The sequence below is a fragment of the Actibacterium sp. D185-2 genome, assembly GCF_054954595.1.
Map to the genome: position 1 here is coordinate 1 of NZ_JBPWNX010000002.1, position 13,360 is coordinate 13,360.

At 64.2% G+C, this 13,360-nt stretch carries 16 protein-coding genes and 1 pseudogene; 8 read left to right on the forward strand and 9 right to left on the reverse strand.

Features of this window, described 5'->3' with window-relative positions:
- Nucleotides 1-267, reverse strand: a 267-nt coding sequence (locus tag ACSR1C_RS03440; protein WP_460257943.1) for a transposase, incomplete at its 3' end; no start/stop codon positions are given.
- Between the two features lie 63 nt (nucleotides 268-330).
- Between ACSR1C_RS03440 and ACSR1C_RS03445 the strand changes: the two are divergent.
- A pseudogene (locus ACSR1C_RS03445) lies at nucleotides 331-591 on the forward strand (integrase core domain-containing protein); the annotation flags it as partial.
- Between the two features lie 421 nt (nucleotides 592-1,012).
- On the opposite strand, the gene ACSR1C_RS03450 reads toward ACSR1C_RS03445, so the two are convergent.
- The 8 genes from ACSR1C_RS03450 to rsxA are packed head-to-tail and all read right to left on the reverse strand — an operon-like array spanning nucleotide 1,013 to nucleotide 7,560.
- Nucleotides 1,013-2,065, reverse strand: a complete 1,053-nt coding sequence (locus tag ACSR1C_RS03450; protein WP_460257944.1) for an FAD-dependent oxidoreductase — start codon at nucleotides 2,063-2,065, stop codon at nucleotides 1,013-1,015.
- Nucleotides 2,066-2,093: 28 nt separating this feature from the next.
- A complete protein-coding gene (locus tag ACSR1C_RS03455) occupies nucleotides 2,094-2,351 on the reverse strand; it encodes an RnfH family protein (protein ID WP_460257945.1) in 258 nt (85 codons plus the stop codon).
- Nucleotides 2,348-3,079, reverse strand: coding sequence for an electron transport complex subunit E (locus ACSR1C_RS03460; RefSeq protein ID WP_460257946.1), 732 nt, complete (start codon nucleotides 3,077-3,079; stop codon nucleotides 2,348-2,350). Before ACSR1C_RS03460 ends, ACSR1C_RS03455 begins: the two co-directional genes overlap by 4 nt.
- Nucleotides 3,079-3,753: an electron transport complex subunit RsxG gene (gene rsxG, locus ACSR1C_RS03465; RefSeq protein WP_460257947.1), complete on the reverse strand. Its 675-nt coding sequence runs from the start codon at nucleotides 3,751-3,753 to the stop codon at nucleotides 3,079-3,081. Before rsxG ends, ACSR1C_RS03460 begins: the two co-directional genes overlap by 1 nt.
- Nucleotides 3,750-4,826: an RnfABCDGE type electron transport complex subunit D gene (locus ACSR1C_RS03470; RefSeq protein ID WP_460257948.1), complete on the reverse strand. Its 1,077-nt coding sequence runs from the start codon at nucleotides 4,824-4,826 to the stop codon at nucleotides 3,750-3,752. Before ACSR1C_RS03470 ends, rsxG begins: the two co-directional genes overlap by 4 nt.
- Nucleotides 4,823-6,391 (reverse strand): electron transport complex subunit RsxC, encoded by a 1,569-nt coding sequence (rsxC, locus tag ACSR1C_RS03475; RefSeq protein ID WP_460257949.1) that lies wholly within the window; start codon nucleotides 6,389-6,391, stop codon nucleotides 4,823-4,825. Before rsxC ends, ACSR1C_RS03470 begins: the two co-directional genes overlap by 4 nt.
- Nucleotides 6,388-6,957 (reverse strand): RnfABCDGE type electron transport complex subunit B, encoded by a 570-nt coding sequence (locus tag ACSR1C_RS03480; RefSeq protein ID WP_460257950.1) that lies wholly within the window; start codon nucleotides 6,955-6,957, stop codon nucleotides 6,388-6,390. The genes rsxC and ACSR1C_RS03480 overlap by 4 nt, the downstream gene beginning before the upstream one ends.
- Nucleotides 6,958-6,978: 21 nt before the next feature.
- Entirely contained in the window at nucleotides 6,979-7,560 is a 582-nt protein-coding gene (gene rsxA / locus ACSR1C_RS03485; RefSeq protein ID WP_460257951.1) for an electron transport complex subunit RsxA, read from the reverse strand.
- Nucleotides 7,561-7,974: 414 nt separating this feature from the next.
- Between rsxA and ACSR1C_RS03490 the strand changes: the two genes are divergently transcribed.
- The 7 genes from ACSR1C_RS03490 to nifH all read left to right on the forward strand — a co-directional run bounded on the left by ACSR1C_RS03490 (nucleotide 7,975) and on the right by nifH (nucleotide 13,298).
- A complete protein-coding gene (locus ACSR1C_RS03490) occupies nucleotides 7,975-9,288 on the forward strand; it encodes an FprA family A-type flavoprotein (RefSeq protein ID WP_460257952.1) in 1,314 nt (437 codons plus the stop codon).
- A 22-nt stretch (nucleotides 9,289-9,310) separates the two neighbouring features.
- Nucleotides 9,311-9,598 carry a 2Fe-2S iron-sulfur cluster-binding protein gene (locus tag ACSR1C_RS03495; RefSeq protein WP_460257953.1) on the forward strand — a complete coding sequence of 96 codons (288 nt, stop codon included), beginning with the start codon at nucleotides 9,311-9,313 and terminating at the stop codon, nucleotides 9,596-9,598.
- Between the two features lie 89 nt (nucleotides 9,599-9,687).
- Nucleotides 9,688-9,888 (forward strand): 4Fe-4S binding protein, encoded by a 201-nt coding sequence (locus tag ACSR1C_RS03500; protein ID WP_460257954.1) that lies wholly within the window; start codon nucleotides 9,688-9,690, stop codon nucleotides 9,886-9,888.
- Nucleotides 9,889-9,890: 2 nt separating this feature from the next.
- A complete protein-coding gene (locus ACSR1C_RS03505) occupies nucleotides 9,891-10,391 on the forward strand; it encodes a SoxR reducing system RseC family protein (protein WP_460257955.1) in 501 nt (166 codons plus the stop codon).
- Complete coding sequence (locus ACSR1C_RS03510) at nucleotides 10,388-11,491, forward strand: FAD:protein FMN transferase (RefSeq protein ID WP_460257956.1); 1,104 nt, start codon at nucleotides 10,388-10,390, stop codon at nucleotides 11,489-11,491. Before ACSR1C_RS03505 ends, ACSR1C_RS03510 begins: the two co-directional genes overlap by 4 nt.
- A 216-nt stretch (nucleotides 11,492-11,707) precedes the next feature.
- The gene (locus tag ACSR1C_RS03515; RefSeq protein ID WP_460257957.1) at nucleotides 11,708-12,079 is read left to right on the forward strand and encodes a 2Fe-2S iron-sulfur cluster-binding protein; all 372 of its coding nucleotides are present in this window, start codon (nucleotides 11,708-11,710) and stop codon (nucleotides 12,077-12,079) included.
- A 328-nt stretch (nucleotides 12,080-12,407) separates the two neighbouring features.
- On the forward strand, nucleotides 12,408-13,298 hold the full coding sequence (gene nifH, locus ACSR1C_RS03520) for a nitrogenase iron protein (protein WP_460257958.1): 891 nt from the start codon (nucleotides 12,408-12,410) through the stop codon (nucleotides 13,296-13,298).
- The last annotated feature ends 62 nt before the right edge of the window (nucleotides 13,299-13,360 follow it).

The window sequence follows — 13,360 nt, forward strand, 5'->3', positions numbered from 1 at the left end:
ACCGTCCCGATCACGCGGCACGGCAATTGGCACCTCGCCGTCCTGCCCCTTCAGCCGCTTGGAGGATGTGCCGTTGCGACGGTTGCGCTGTCCCGCGGGCGCGTCCTTGCCATCCTCATAGCCAAGATGCGCGGTCAGCTCAGCCCCCAGCATCCGCTCCATCAGCCGGATCTTCAGCTCCTTCATAAGTCCGGCATCGCCAAGCAAATCCTCAGGCCGCTCGCAGCCCTTCAGAAGTTCGTCCAGCAGTTCTTTGGAAATCGTCATCGTCCTTGCTCCTCTCAGGAAGCATGGACCAAACCGAAGTTACACAGAAGATCGGACACTCTCATCAGTGGAAAGCTAATGGAATGGGCCGAGAAACAGGGAATTACCATCCAGCACATCCAACCCGGACAGCCACAACAGAACGCCTACATCGAGCGCTACAACCGAACGGTTCGGCATGAATGGCTCGACCAATACATCATCGAAAGCATCGAGGAGGCACAAGATCACGCCACGCAATGGCTATGGACTTACAATAACGACCGCCCGAATATGGGCATCGGCGGCATCACACCCGCACAGAAACTGAAAATGGCCGCGTGAATTCTACGGCTGAACCCCGTTAAAAATGGGGGGATTACCTTTTGACAAAGAATGAGCCGTACACGCCGAGAACCGCCTAAAAGGATCTGAACAACACGAGATAGCAAGACCTGCGAAATGATGGTGCAAAAGTCAGCCGCAACAACCAAGACACCCCGTCGAATGTCCCAGGCGTTATTGCCCGCAAAGCAGAAAGGGACTTGGTATGCGGAACCCATCAGGGCCAGCGGTCGAAACCGCGCAAACAGGCCGGACACAAGACTGCTTCTGACAAATGCACAAATCGGATCAAAAATGTCTTGCTATGCAGGAGCCATCCACACAAGACATTCGCTTGTTAGGATTTTGGATTTGGCAGCTATCCAGACCGCCGCCCCCGCGATGGCGACCGGATTGCGAACCGCCGTCATCTGTCTTGCTTTCAGGTCGGCCGGTCATCGAGGGCGGCGGTCCGCGCGGACAAGACCGCGCCTTCAATGGTGCGCGCCGATCCTGTCCGGGCGTCCCCGAGGATCGAAACCCGGGCGCGCAGCGTGGATCGGCCCTGCGGGTCGCAGGGGCACCAGCCGCTGGCATCCACAAGCCCGGCGCTGCGGGCGATCTGTCCGGCGCCATGGGGTGTCACGAAGTTCACCACATCGGCGCGCAGCAGGCCGGCATCGGTCTCCAGCAGGCCACGCCGGGCATCGACGCGCAGAACGGTCCCGCCCTGCGTCCTTGACCGCCACACGGTCTGGTCAAGGCCCCCGGTCTTTCCGGCTGCCATGGCAAAACTGTCGGCAAGACGCGGGTCAGATGTGGCATCCAGAACGGTCAGTCGGGCCCGCGGGCGATGCCGGTCCAGGAAAGACGCAAGGTCACAGGCGCGCGACAGGGCGGCCTTGGGGTGGCTCAGGGGACCGGCTGGCAACCGCAGCACGACGTGGCCGGTTTCGGGCAACGCGGACAATTGCGCCGACAGGCGCAGCGCTTCGCGGGGGCTGCCCCAGGCGGCAGGCCAGCGATGATGGGCAATGGCGTCCATTCCCTCGATCGCCTCGTCAACCGGCGCCGTTCCGGGCGCCATCAGGAGCCTGTCGAAGGCCACGCCGCGCCCGCTGAAGAGTGAAAGCCGCGATGCGGTCCAATCCACCTCCACCACTTCGTCCAGCGCGACCTCGACGCTGGCAGCGCGCAGGGCGCTGAAGTCAAGCGCTGTGGAGGGACGCGAGAAAGGGCGTGGCGCAGGGCGGTTTTCGGCAAGTCGGCCGGGATCACGTTCGATGAGCAGGATCGCGAGGTCCGGGCGCATGTGGCGCAGCGCCAGCGCGGCGGCGGTGCCGGCGGGGCCACCGCCAACGATGACGGCCTTCCCGGATGCACGCGCCTGGCGGAGGGCGCTGCCGGTACCACCCAACAGGACGGCACCGGCAAGCAGGGAGTGGGCAAAGCGGCGGCGGTTCAGGGTCTGCATGTTCAGCTCTCCAGTCGTCATGCGGGGTCCGCGGATCGGGCGGACAGGGTCAACGCTTCTTTTCCAGCAATTCGGCGTCGGGATGGATGGGGCGGTAAATCTCGACCCGGTCACCTTCCTTCACCAGCTTGTCCAGTCTGGCGACCGAGCCAAAGATGCCGACCTTGTTGACCTCCAGGTCGATCTCGGGGAATTGCTGCAAGAGCCCCGATTGCTCTATGACGTTGCGCACCGTGGCACCCTCGGGCGCCTCGATATTCTTCCATATCTGCGCGGTCGGTTTGGCAAAGGCGACACCTACGTTCATGATGGTTCTCCGGCTTCGCGCCGCGGCGACAGTACCCCGGCGGCGGTGAAAATCTGTTCGGCGGGCAATCCGTCGGCGCCCAGGGCACTGCTGCGACGCCGACTGCCAGCGGCGGCTTTCAGGGCGAGCAGAAGGCCAAGCGCAATGAACCCGCCCGGCGGAAGGATCAGCAGCAAAAACCCGGGATAGTCCGGAAAGATGGTGAGTTCGAGAAAGCCGAACCGTGGCCCCAGAAGCACCGAGGCATTGGCAAAGAGCGTACCGGAGCCAAGGACCTCGCGCATCGCGCCAAGGGTAACCAGCGCAAGGGCAAAGCCCGCGCCCATCATCAGACCGTCGAAGGCCGCGGCCAGAGGATGCTGGCGCGATGCAAATGCCTCGGCCCGTCCGAGAATGGCGCAGTTGGTGACGATAAGCGGGATGAACAGGCCCAGCACCTTGTGCAGGTCATGGGCCCAGGCATTCAGGACCATGTCCACCATGGTCACGATACAGGCGATGACCAGAACGAAGGCCGGGATGCGGATTTCCGGCGTAATGGCACCGCGCAGCAGCGACACGGCCAGACCAGAGGCCACGAGCACGGCCATCGTCGCAAGGCCCATGCCCAGGCCGTTGGTGGCGGTGCCGGTGACGGCCAGCAGCGGGCAGAGCGCCAGAAGCTGGCCGAAGACGATGTTGTTGTCCCAAAGCCCGTTGCGGGCGATCTTTGCATAATCCGTGGCCATCAGCCGCTCTCCTTGTCATGGGTGCCGGGCGGGGGGCGCAGCAGTGTTTCGCGACTGCGTTCGAACAGTTCGAGCCCGCGATGAACGGTGCCGACCACGGCACGCGGGGTGATCGACGCCCCGGAGAACTGGTCGAAAACGCCGCCGTCGCGCTTGACCTTCCAGCCCGCCGGGCCGGGATCGCCGAGCGAGCGGCCCTCAAAGCCGTGGACCCAGCCGCTTTTGGCCAGTTCGACCTTGTCGCCCAGCCCGGGGGTTTCGGAATGGCTGAGCACCCGCACCCCCAACAGGCTGCCGGTGGGCGCGATCCCCATGAGAACCCGGATCGCGCCGGAATAGCCGTAGCCGGTCAGCTCGAAGGCAACAGCGGTCACGGTCGGGCCCTGCGTCGCCACATAGACCGGGACCGCGCCTTCCCGGGCATCCGCCAGTATCCGCAGGCCGGCGCTCAGGTCGTTGTCGTGCAGCGCGTCCGGGATCACCTGCGCGAGCGACGCATAAAGGTCTTCGGTGGCGCGGTCGTCGATCGCCTGGCGCGTCATCTGGTCCGAAAGCGACAGCAGGAACGCGGTGACGAGGGAGAAGAGGGCCAGAAGCACGGCAGGCGCGGCAGAGCCCTTGCGGAAAGTCGCAATGCGAGAGATCGGTGCGGCCGGATTTGTCCTGTCGGTCATCTCCGCGCCTCCAGTTCGAGTGGCTTGCCGGCGCGCGTCCGTCCGAAGATGCGCGGGCGTACATAGTGGTCGATCAGCGGCGTGCATGCGTTCATCAACAGGACGGCAAAGGCGACGCCCTCGGGGAAGGCCCCCCAGGTGCGGATGACGAAGATCAGCGTGCCGGTGCCCAAGCCGAAGATCAGCTTTCCCATTCCGGTGACCGGCGAGGTCACGTAATCGGTGGCGATGAAGAAGGCGCAGAGCATCACCGCGCCAGAGGTCAGATGCAGTTGCGGCGGCACGAAATGCGCCGGGTCGATCAGCCAGGTCACGCCGGAGAGTGCGGAAATCGCGCCGAGGACGCCGAGAGGCGTGAGGGGGTTGATAATCCGGAGCAGGACGAGACACAGCCCGCCCACCAGCAAAAGCAGAGCGCTGGTTTCGCCAAGGCTTCCTGGTACGAATCCAAAGAACTGATCGCGAAGATCATGGGTCTGGGCCAGGATCTGCGGCATCGGCAGGCCGGCATCAAGCTGGCTTTTCACATACCCGAGGGTCGAGGCGCTGCTGACCGCGTCGACATCCAGCGACTGGCCGAAGGTAATGGCCAGCGCCTGTGCGAACGCCGGCGCGCCGGGGGTGCCGATGGGCGCGGGCATCACCCAGACGGTCATCTGCACCGGCAGCGCCACCAACAACATCGCCCGTGCCACCATGGCCGGGTTGAACAGGTTCTGTCCCAGCCCGCCAAAGACATGCTTGCCGATCACGATGGCAATTCCGGCGCCGGTGACCGCAACCCACCAGGGCGCCCAGGGCGGCAACGTCATCGCCACCAGCCAGCCGGTCAGAAGTGCCGAACCATCTGTCGCGAAGCGGAGCACGGGCTTGCCCGCGATGACAAGACAGAGGACCTCGAAGATGTAGGAAGATACGATGGTCAGCGCGAACAGAAAGATCGCGGGCCAGCCGAACTGGTACAGCCCGAAGGCGGTGGCCGGGGCAAGACAGGCCATGACGGCGACCATCGTGCGCGCCACATTGAACATCGAGTGGCAGTGGGGGGCGGGGCGCAGCGTAAGATGCGTCATTGTGCGGCCTCGCCGGATGGGGCGCTGCCGGCCGTCGGAACATCCGCCGGGGCGGACGGTTGCGCCGCCGCTTCCGCTTCGCGCCTTTTCTTTTCCGCCATCTCGGCCCTGCGTCTGGCCATGGCCTGACGCTTGGCTTCGGCGATGGCCTCTTCGCGCGCCTGCCGGGCGGCGGCCAGGCGCTTTGTCTCTTCCTGCTGGTGTTTCTGGCTCTGTTTCTCTGCGAGTTTGCCTTTGGCGAAGTTGAACCCCTGGACCAGCGGAATGTTGGCCGGGCAAATATACGAGCACGACCCGCACGAGACACAATCAAGCAGGCCGATGCCGACCGCGCCATCCAGATCGCCCGACTGGATACGGGCGTTCAGTTCCAGCGGGGTCAGGCCGCAGGGACAGACCTGAACGCACGAACCGCAGCGGATGCAGGGCATGATTGCGGTCGTGCGGGTCTCTGCCGCGGTAAGGGCAAGGATGCCGTTCGTTCCCTTGACGACGGGCACGCGCAGGTTCCGGATGGGCTGCCCCATCATCGGACCGCCGAGCAGCAGCCGGTCGGGTTCGCCCACCAGGCCGCCGCAATGCGCCAGGATATCCGCCACGGGCGTCCCCATCAGAACCCGGATATTCGCGGGCCGCGCCACGCCGTTCCCCGACACCGTGACCACGCGGGAAATCAGCGGTTCGCCATAACGCACAGCCAGATGCACCGCATGGGCGGTGGCCACATTATGCACGACGATGCCCAGTTCGGCGGTCAGCGCGCGGGCGGGCGTTTCCGCCCCGGTCAAGGTCTGGACAAGGTGCTTTTCCGACCCCATGGGATATTGCGTCGGCACGGCCTTGACTTGGGCAGAGTGGCCCAGCCCGGTCAGGTGCCGCTGCATGGCCGCGATGGCGGCGGGCTTGTTCGATTCGATGGCAATAAGAATCCGCGTCGCGCCCAGGGCCCGGGCCATGATCTTCACGCCGTCGGCGATCTCGTCGGCATATTCGCGCATGAGGCGGTCGTCGCAGGTCAGATAGGGCTCGCATTCGGCGGCATTGATGATCAGCGTGTGCAGGTCGTATTTCGCCCGCAGGTTCAGCTTGACCGCCGAGGGAAAGGTGGCGCCGCCCATGCCGACGATGCCGGCCTCCAGAACGCGGTTGGCGATCTCTTCGGGGTCCGAAGCTTCGGGCCGCAGACGGGGCAGGCGGGGTCCCCAGCGATCTTCGCCATCGGGGCGGATGGTGATCGTGGGGATCGGCAGACCGGACGGGTGGGGCGCCGCGAACTGGCCCACGGCGATCACCCGGCCCGACGTCGGCGCATGAATATTGGCTGAGATCACGCTTCGCGCCTTGCCGATAAGCTGCCCCTTCAACACATGATCGTCGCGTTTGACGACCGGGATGGCCTCGGCCCCGATATGCTGTTGCAACGGCACCCGGATCAGGGCCGGGATCGGCATCGGTTCGATGGCGCAGTTGGCGCTCAGGAACTTGCGGCTTTCCGGGTGGACCCCGCCGCGGACGGGGAACAGCCGCGACGGGTCTTTCAGCGCGGCGAGAGACAGAAGGTTCATGCCTGACCTCCCGTGGCGATCCGGGCGAACGGTTGTTCGGGCTTTTCCCAGTACCAGTTGCGCAGGGTCCGGGGCTTGGTGCGGTGAATGATCGCCTCGGTCGGGCAGACCTCGATACAGGCGTCGCAGCCGATACAGGCATCGAAGACCACGGTATGGATTTGTTTGGCCGCGCCGACGATGGCGTCGGTCGGGCATCGCTTGAAGCATTTGGTGCAGCCGGTGCAGTGGTCTTCGAAGATGAAGGCGACGATGGGCTGGCTTTCCTGCATCTCGCCGACATCGGGGCCGCCATGGCAGTCCACACCCACGATATCAGCCAGCTGAAGCGCCACATCGCGCCCGCCCGGCGGGCAGAGCGTGACCGGCGCCGCGCCCTCGGCGACCGCCTCGGCGGCGCCCCGGCACCCGGCATAACCGCATTGGCCGCAATTGGTGCCGGGCAGAAGGGTTTCGATCTCATCCACGATGGGGGGCGTCTCGACGTGGAACCTGCGCGCAGCGGCCCCAAGCAGCAGACCGAGCCCCAGACCAAGAGCGGACATGGATGCGACGGCGTGGATCATGGGCTGTCTCCTTTCTGTCGATCAGTTCGGGACCAGCCCGGCGAAGCCCATGAAGGCCATGGACAGCAACCCGGCAGAAATGAAGGCGACCGGCGGCCCGGCGAACGGGGCCGGAACCGAAAGCTGGGCAAGCCGTTCGCGCATGCCTGCGAACACGACAAGCACAAGGGTGAAGCCAAGCGCCGAGCCGAAGCCGTAGAGCAGGCTTTGCGCGAAGCTGTGGCCTTCCTGGATGTTGAGCAGGGCGACGCCGAGCACGGCGCAGTTGGTCGTGATCAGCGGCAGGTAGATGCCGAGCGCGCGATAGAGCGCAGGCGAAACCTTGCGCAGGACGGTTTCGGTGAACTGTACAATGGCCGCGATCACCAGAATGAAGCTGAGGATGCGCAGGTATCCCAGATCCAGCGGCACGAGGATCAGCGTTTCAACCGCCCAGCTTGACGCTGCGGCGAGGGTCAGGACGAAGGTCGTCGCGAGTCCCATTCCGATGGCCGCGTCGATCTTTTTCGAGACCCCCATGAACGGGCAGAGCCCCAGGAACTTGACCAGAACGACGTTGTTGACCAGTGCCGTTCCCAACAGGATCAGAAAGAACTCGTGCATGTGGCATTTCCTATTTTCGGCGACGGTTTCCCTTTGACACCGCGGCGGCAGAGGGCACGTTGCCTCGTGGCTCATCAGGAAATGCAGCACGAAGTGTGCCAAGTGCGCGGGGCGGACGCGGCGGGCTGCGTTCCCGGCCAGTTTCCGCGCGTGATTGCCTGAAGACCCCGGAATCGCGCCGGGGCCGGGGGGCGGCGCGCCGGATCCGACAAGGTGGACAGTGTTGCCTTGCCTACAATTTGTCGGACGGCTTGTGCGGTGCGATCTGCCTGGTGACGCACGTCACCGCCTTCCCGGGTGGGGTTTGCGCGGCGTTTTCAGGTGCCGCAGGGCTTGGCATGCTCCTTGCTGCATTTCTTGCTGAACGTAAATCCGAGACCGAAAGCCGAAGCCGCCGACGAGGATCGCACACCTATGCCATCATCCATTGTCCCACCTGTCGTCCGCGAAGGGCGGCCCGTGTCGCCGACCTCGCCCGGCGCGACGCAGGTCGCGGATGGGGTTACGTGGATTGGCGCGCTGGACCCGATGTTGCGGAATTTCGACGTCATTCTGAAGACGGCCAACGGCACCAGCTACAACGCCTACGCGGTGCGGGGCAGCACTGGTGTGGCCATCATCGATACTGTCAAGCAGGAGTTCACGGAGGTCTTCCTCGGGCATCTCGAACAGGTTGCGGGGTATGACGAGATCACCACGCTGGTGCTCAACCACCTCGAGCCCGATCATACCGGCGCGGTGCCAGAGCTGCTGCGCAGGGCGCCACATGTGAACATCTGCGTCTCGCCCCGCGGCATGCAAGTGTTGCGCGCGCTTTTGAAAGACGACTTCGACCGTTATTCGATTACTGCTGTTTCGACGGGGGATACTATTTCCCTGGGCGACCGGACGCTACGGTTTCTCACCACGCCTTATGTTCACTGGCCGGATACGCAATGCACCTATCTCGAAGAGCTTGACCTGCTCTTTACCTGCGATCTTTTGGGGTGCCATTTCTGCGACGCGCGGCTTTTCAACGACAAGGTCGGCGATTTCCGCTTTTCGTTCGAGTATTACTTCGAACATATCATGCGACCGTTCAAACGCTTTGTCGCGGACGCGCTCGACCTGATCGAACCGCTTCAGATCGAGATGATCGCACCGGCACACGGGCCGATCCTGCGGTCGCATCCGCGCGAATACATCCGCCATTACCGCCGCCTGACCAAATCCCGGCTGCCCAGCGAGGTGGGGACCGAAAAGACGCTTCTGATTTTCTATGTCAGCGCTTATGGCGCGACCTCGCAAATGGCCTATGCCGCCTATGCCGGTGCTGCGGAAAGCCCGGATGTGCGGGTGTCGCTGTTCGATCTTCAGGGCGGAGAGGTCACGCCTTTCATCCATCTGATCGAAGAGGCCGACGGGCTGGTCTTCGGCACACCCACGATCAACGGTGACGCGGTGCGCACGGTCTGGGACCTGCTGTCGGGTCTCGTGGATATCGAAACCAAGGGCAAGCTTGGCGCGGCCTTCGGTTCTTACGGCTGGACCGGAGAGGCCGTGCGCATGGTCGAGGCGCGCCTGCAGGGGCTGAAGATGCGGGTACCCGAAGAGGGGCTGCGCATCAAGCTTCATCCGACCGAGGACGAACTGGAGGAATGCCGCGACTTTGGCCGGCGCCTGGCGGCGCACCTGACCGGTCGGAATGCCCCGCAAGAAATTGACATGTCACAGATTCTCGCCCCGTGACACCCAAGAGAAGGAGGCCGAAATGGCCAAGGCAAAACTGACCTTTACCGATGTCGCCCTGACGGTGAACGTGCCCTCGGGGACCCGGATCATCGAGATTTCGGAAAAGATCGGGGCGGGTATCACCTATGGCTGCCGCGAGGGCGAATGCGGCACCTGCCTGACCCATGTGATCGAAGGGGCCGAGAATCTGTCTGAGCCTTCGGTGCTGGAAACCCGGGTGCTGAAGGAGAACCTTGCCGGCCATAACGACCGGCTGGCGTGCCAGTGTCAGGTGCTGGGCGGCGAAGTGAAGGTGCGCCCGGGCTGACCAGTCCCATTCATTGCGCGCGACATTACAACAAACCGCTCCGTCCGTGGCGGCCGGGGCATCAAATGCCAGGAAGAAAGGACCAACTCATGGCCATGTTTATCGTATCCGACCTCTGCACCGCCTGCGGCGATTGCGAACCCGTCTGTCCGACCGGCGCCATCGTCCCCCGAAAGGGGGTCTTTTTCATCAATGCCGACGTCTGCACCGAATGTGAGCCGGACCACGACATGCCGCAATGCCTGAATGTCTGTATGGAGGACGGCTGCATCATTCCGGCAGAGGCATAGGAATGGCCGGGGCCGGCGCGCAAGAGTGCGGCCGCGGCACGCCCCGCGCCCTGCGCCAGACCCTGCGGGTTGTCGCGGTGGGCCGGGACCGGGTCGTGCTGGAAGGGGATAGGCAGTCGGCCTGTTCCCGCTGCGCCGCGCGGTCGGGGTGCGGGACGGCGGCACTGACTGAAATCTCTGGCGGCGGGCGTCTGCGCCTCGACCTGCCGCGGACCAAGGCGGTCGTCCGGCCCGGCGACGAGGTTGTGGTTGCGATGCCCGCCGCGGCCTTTCTCGGGGCGGCGGCGCTGGCTTATCTGCTGCCGCCAGCGGCGATGGTCATCGCAAGTGGGGTGCTTTCGGCCCTTGGCTGGTCCGAATTGGCGGTGGCGCTGTCATCCCTGCTGGTGTTGGCGGTGTCGCTGGTTCCGCTTGTGCGGGTCGAGCGGCGGGGCCGGATCAGGGGCGAACTGCGGATCGAAACGGTGGTGGCGCCGGAAAACGCGGGGCGGGACGCGGCATGAACCGCGCGGCCTTTTTTCGCCTGGCCCTGGGGCTGGCCGTTCTTGTGGCGCTGCCGCTTTCCGGGGCGATCGGCACCGACCGGAACAACCGGGAATACCATGAAACACTGTATGTGTTCGGCACCCTGGTCGAGATCGTGATCTATGGCGAGGACGAGGCCGGGGCACGCGCGGCGACCGCCCGGATCGGGCAGGCGTTCCAGACCTTTCACGACGACTGGCACGCCTGGCGCCCCGGCATGTTGAACAATCTGAACGCCGCGATTGCCGCCGGAGAGAGTTACAGGGTCGATGACACCCTCGCAGCGGTTCTGCGGCAGGGGCGTGATCTGTCCTGTGCCAGCGGGGGGCTTTTCGAGCCCGCCATCGGGGGGCTGATCGGGCTGTGGGGATTTCATGCCGATACGCCGCCGGCGGGTGCGCCGCCCTCTGCGGCTGCGGTCGAGCGTCTGCGCGGGGCGCGTCCGAGGATGGTCGAGCTGCGTTTTGACGGCACCCGCATCAGTTCGGTCAACCCGGCGGTACAGCTCGACCTCGGCGGGTTCGCCAAGGGGGCGGCGCTGGATCTGGCGGCGGCGCAATTGCAGGCCGATGGCATCCGCGACGCGGTGCTTAACGCGGGGGGCGACGTGAATGTCATCGGCACGCACGGCCCGCGCGCCTGGCGGGTGGCCATTCGCGATCCCTTTGCCTGGGGGGCGGTGGCCGCGATTTCGCTTCGGCCGGGCGAGGTTCTTTATACGTCGGGGAATTACGAGCGGTATTTCGAACACGATGGCCAGCGCTTCACCCATATTATCGACCCGCGCACCGGCGCCCCCGTGCGCGGGATCGTGTCGGTGTCGGTGCTCGATACCAATGGCGCGCGGGCGGATGCGGCGGCCACCGCGCTGAGCGTGGCCGGGCGCGACGGCTGGGCGCGCGTTGCCGCACAGATGGGGATCAGCGCTGCCCTGCTGATCGCCGATGACGGGGTGGCCTATGCAACACCAGCGATGAGGGACCGGCTGGAGCCGGTCGGCACGCGATTGTCCGACTTGCGTGTGGTCCCCCTGGCACTGGCGCCGGGAACACCGGATGCGGATTGCATGATGGACTGAACGGGGCGTTTGGCCGCTTACGTCACGACAATTCGTGTCGGTCTTCCTACAAAACCCGCTGACGGCCGCTTGATCCGCCTGAATATCGCGGGAACCCGCTTGGCATGGGCGTTGCTGTCCCCTCGGCAGGGCCTTGCGCGCGTGTGATCCCGGTCGAAAGACGGCGGGGTGTCATGTGCGCTGTGCCGAACCTCCATGTCCGAAAGGGATCAGCCAATGGCAAACCTCACCTTCAAATCGCCCATCATGCAGCGGGACAAAACCGTCTATGCCGTCGCAGGAAACACCAAGACCATCCTTGCACTCGCCGACGAGCACAAGGTGCCGATCCCGTTTGAATGCCGGGACGGGAACTGTGGCTCGTGTCTGATCGAGGTCACATACCTGAACGACAAGCCCCGGATGGGCATGGCGCTGACGGAAAAGGAAAAAGCGCGGCTCAAGGAACTGCAGAAACTGACGCCCGAAGAAATTGAGGACGCGGAAACAAATGACATGCCGCCGCGCTGGCGTCTGGCGTGTCAGTTCATAGCCCGTGACGAGGATGTGCTGGTCCGCTTTCCCGGCACACCGGGCGGCTCCTTCTGATCGTTGCAGTCATTTGCGTGTGCGGGCGGTCTGGTCCGCACAGCCCCCGGGCGAGAGCCCGCGCATGTCGCGTGAAACGCCCCGCCGGAGTGGCCTCCGGCGGGGATTTTCTTTGTCGGTGCCTGGGTGCCCTTTGGCCGCAATCCGGGGCCGGTCGCCATCGTTGTGGGGGTTTGTCGCATATGCTCCAATTGCCGATTTCAGCTAAGGCATTGATAACCAATGGTATAAATCGGGTGTGGGCTTGGCATGCTTCCTGCTGATTGAGAACTGAGCTCGGTCGAGCACCGTCTCAACCAGTGTGATGAACAAACCAAAGGAACCGGATATGAGCGCACCACTCCGTCAGATCGCCTTTTACGGCAAGGGGGGGATCGGTAAGTCGACCACCTCGCAGAACACCCTCGCCGCCCTCGTCGAAATGGGTCAGAAGATCCTGATCGTGGGCTGCGACCCCAAGGCGGACTCGACCCGTCTGATCCTCAACTCCAAGGCCCAGGACACCGTGCTGCACCTCGCCGCCGAAATGGGCTCGGTCGAGGATCTGGAACTCGAGGACGTCCTCAAGACTGGCTTCAAGGACATCAAATGCGTCGAATCCGGCGGCCCCGAGCCGGGGGTCGGTTGTGCCGGTCGCGGCGTGATCACCTCGATCAACTTCCTGGAAGAAAACGGCGCCTATGACGATGTGGACTATGTGTCCTATGACGTTCTGGGCGACGTTGTCTGCGGCGGCTTCGCGATGCCGATCCGCGAAAACAAGGCGCAGGAAATCTATATCGTCATGTCGGGCGAGATGATGGCGCTTTATGCCGCCAACAACATCGCCAAGGGCATTCTGAAATACGCCAACTCCGGCGGTGTGCGTCTGGGCGGCCTGATCTGCAACGAGCGCCAGACCGACAAGGAACTGGAACTGGCCGAAGCCATGGCCGCCAAGCTGGGCTCTCAGCTCATTCACTTCGTGCCGCGCGACAACATCGTGCAGCATGCGGAGCTGCGCCGCCAGACCGTGCTGCAATACGCGCCGGACAGCAAGCAGGCGGGCGAATATCGCGAGCTGGCCCGGAAGATCCACAGCAACTCGGGCAAGGGTGTGATCCCGACCCCGATCACCATGGAAGAGCTCGAAGAGATGCTGATGGAATTCGGCATCATGCAATCCGAGGAAGAGCGTCTGGCTGCCATCGCGGCCGTCGAGGCGCAGGCCGCAGGCTGAACCCCGTGACAACGACCGGCCTGCGACAGCGGGCCGGTTTCCACCCTGAGTGAAGAGGAGCC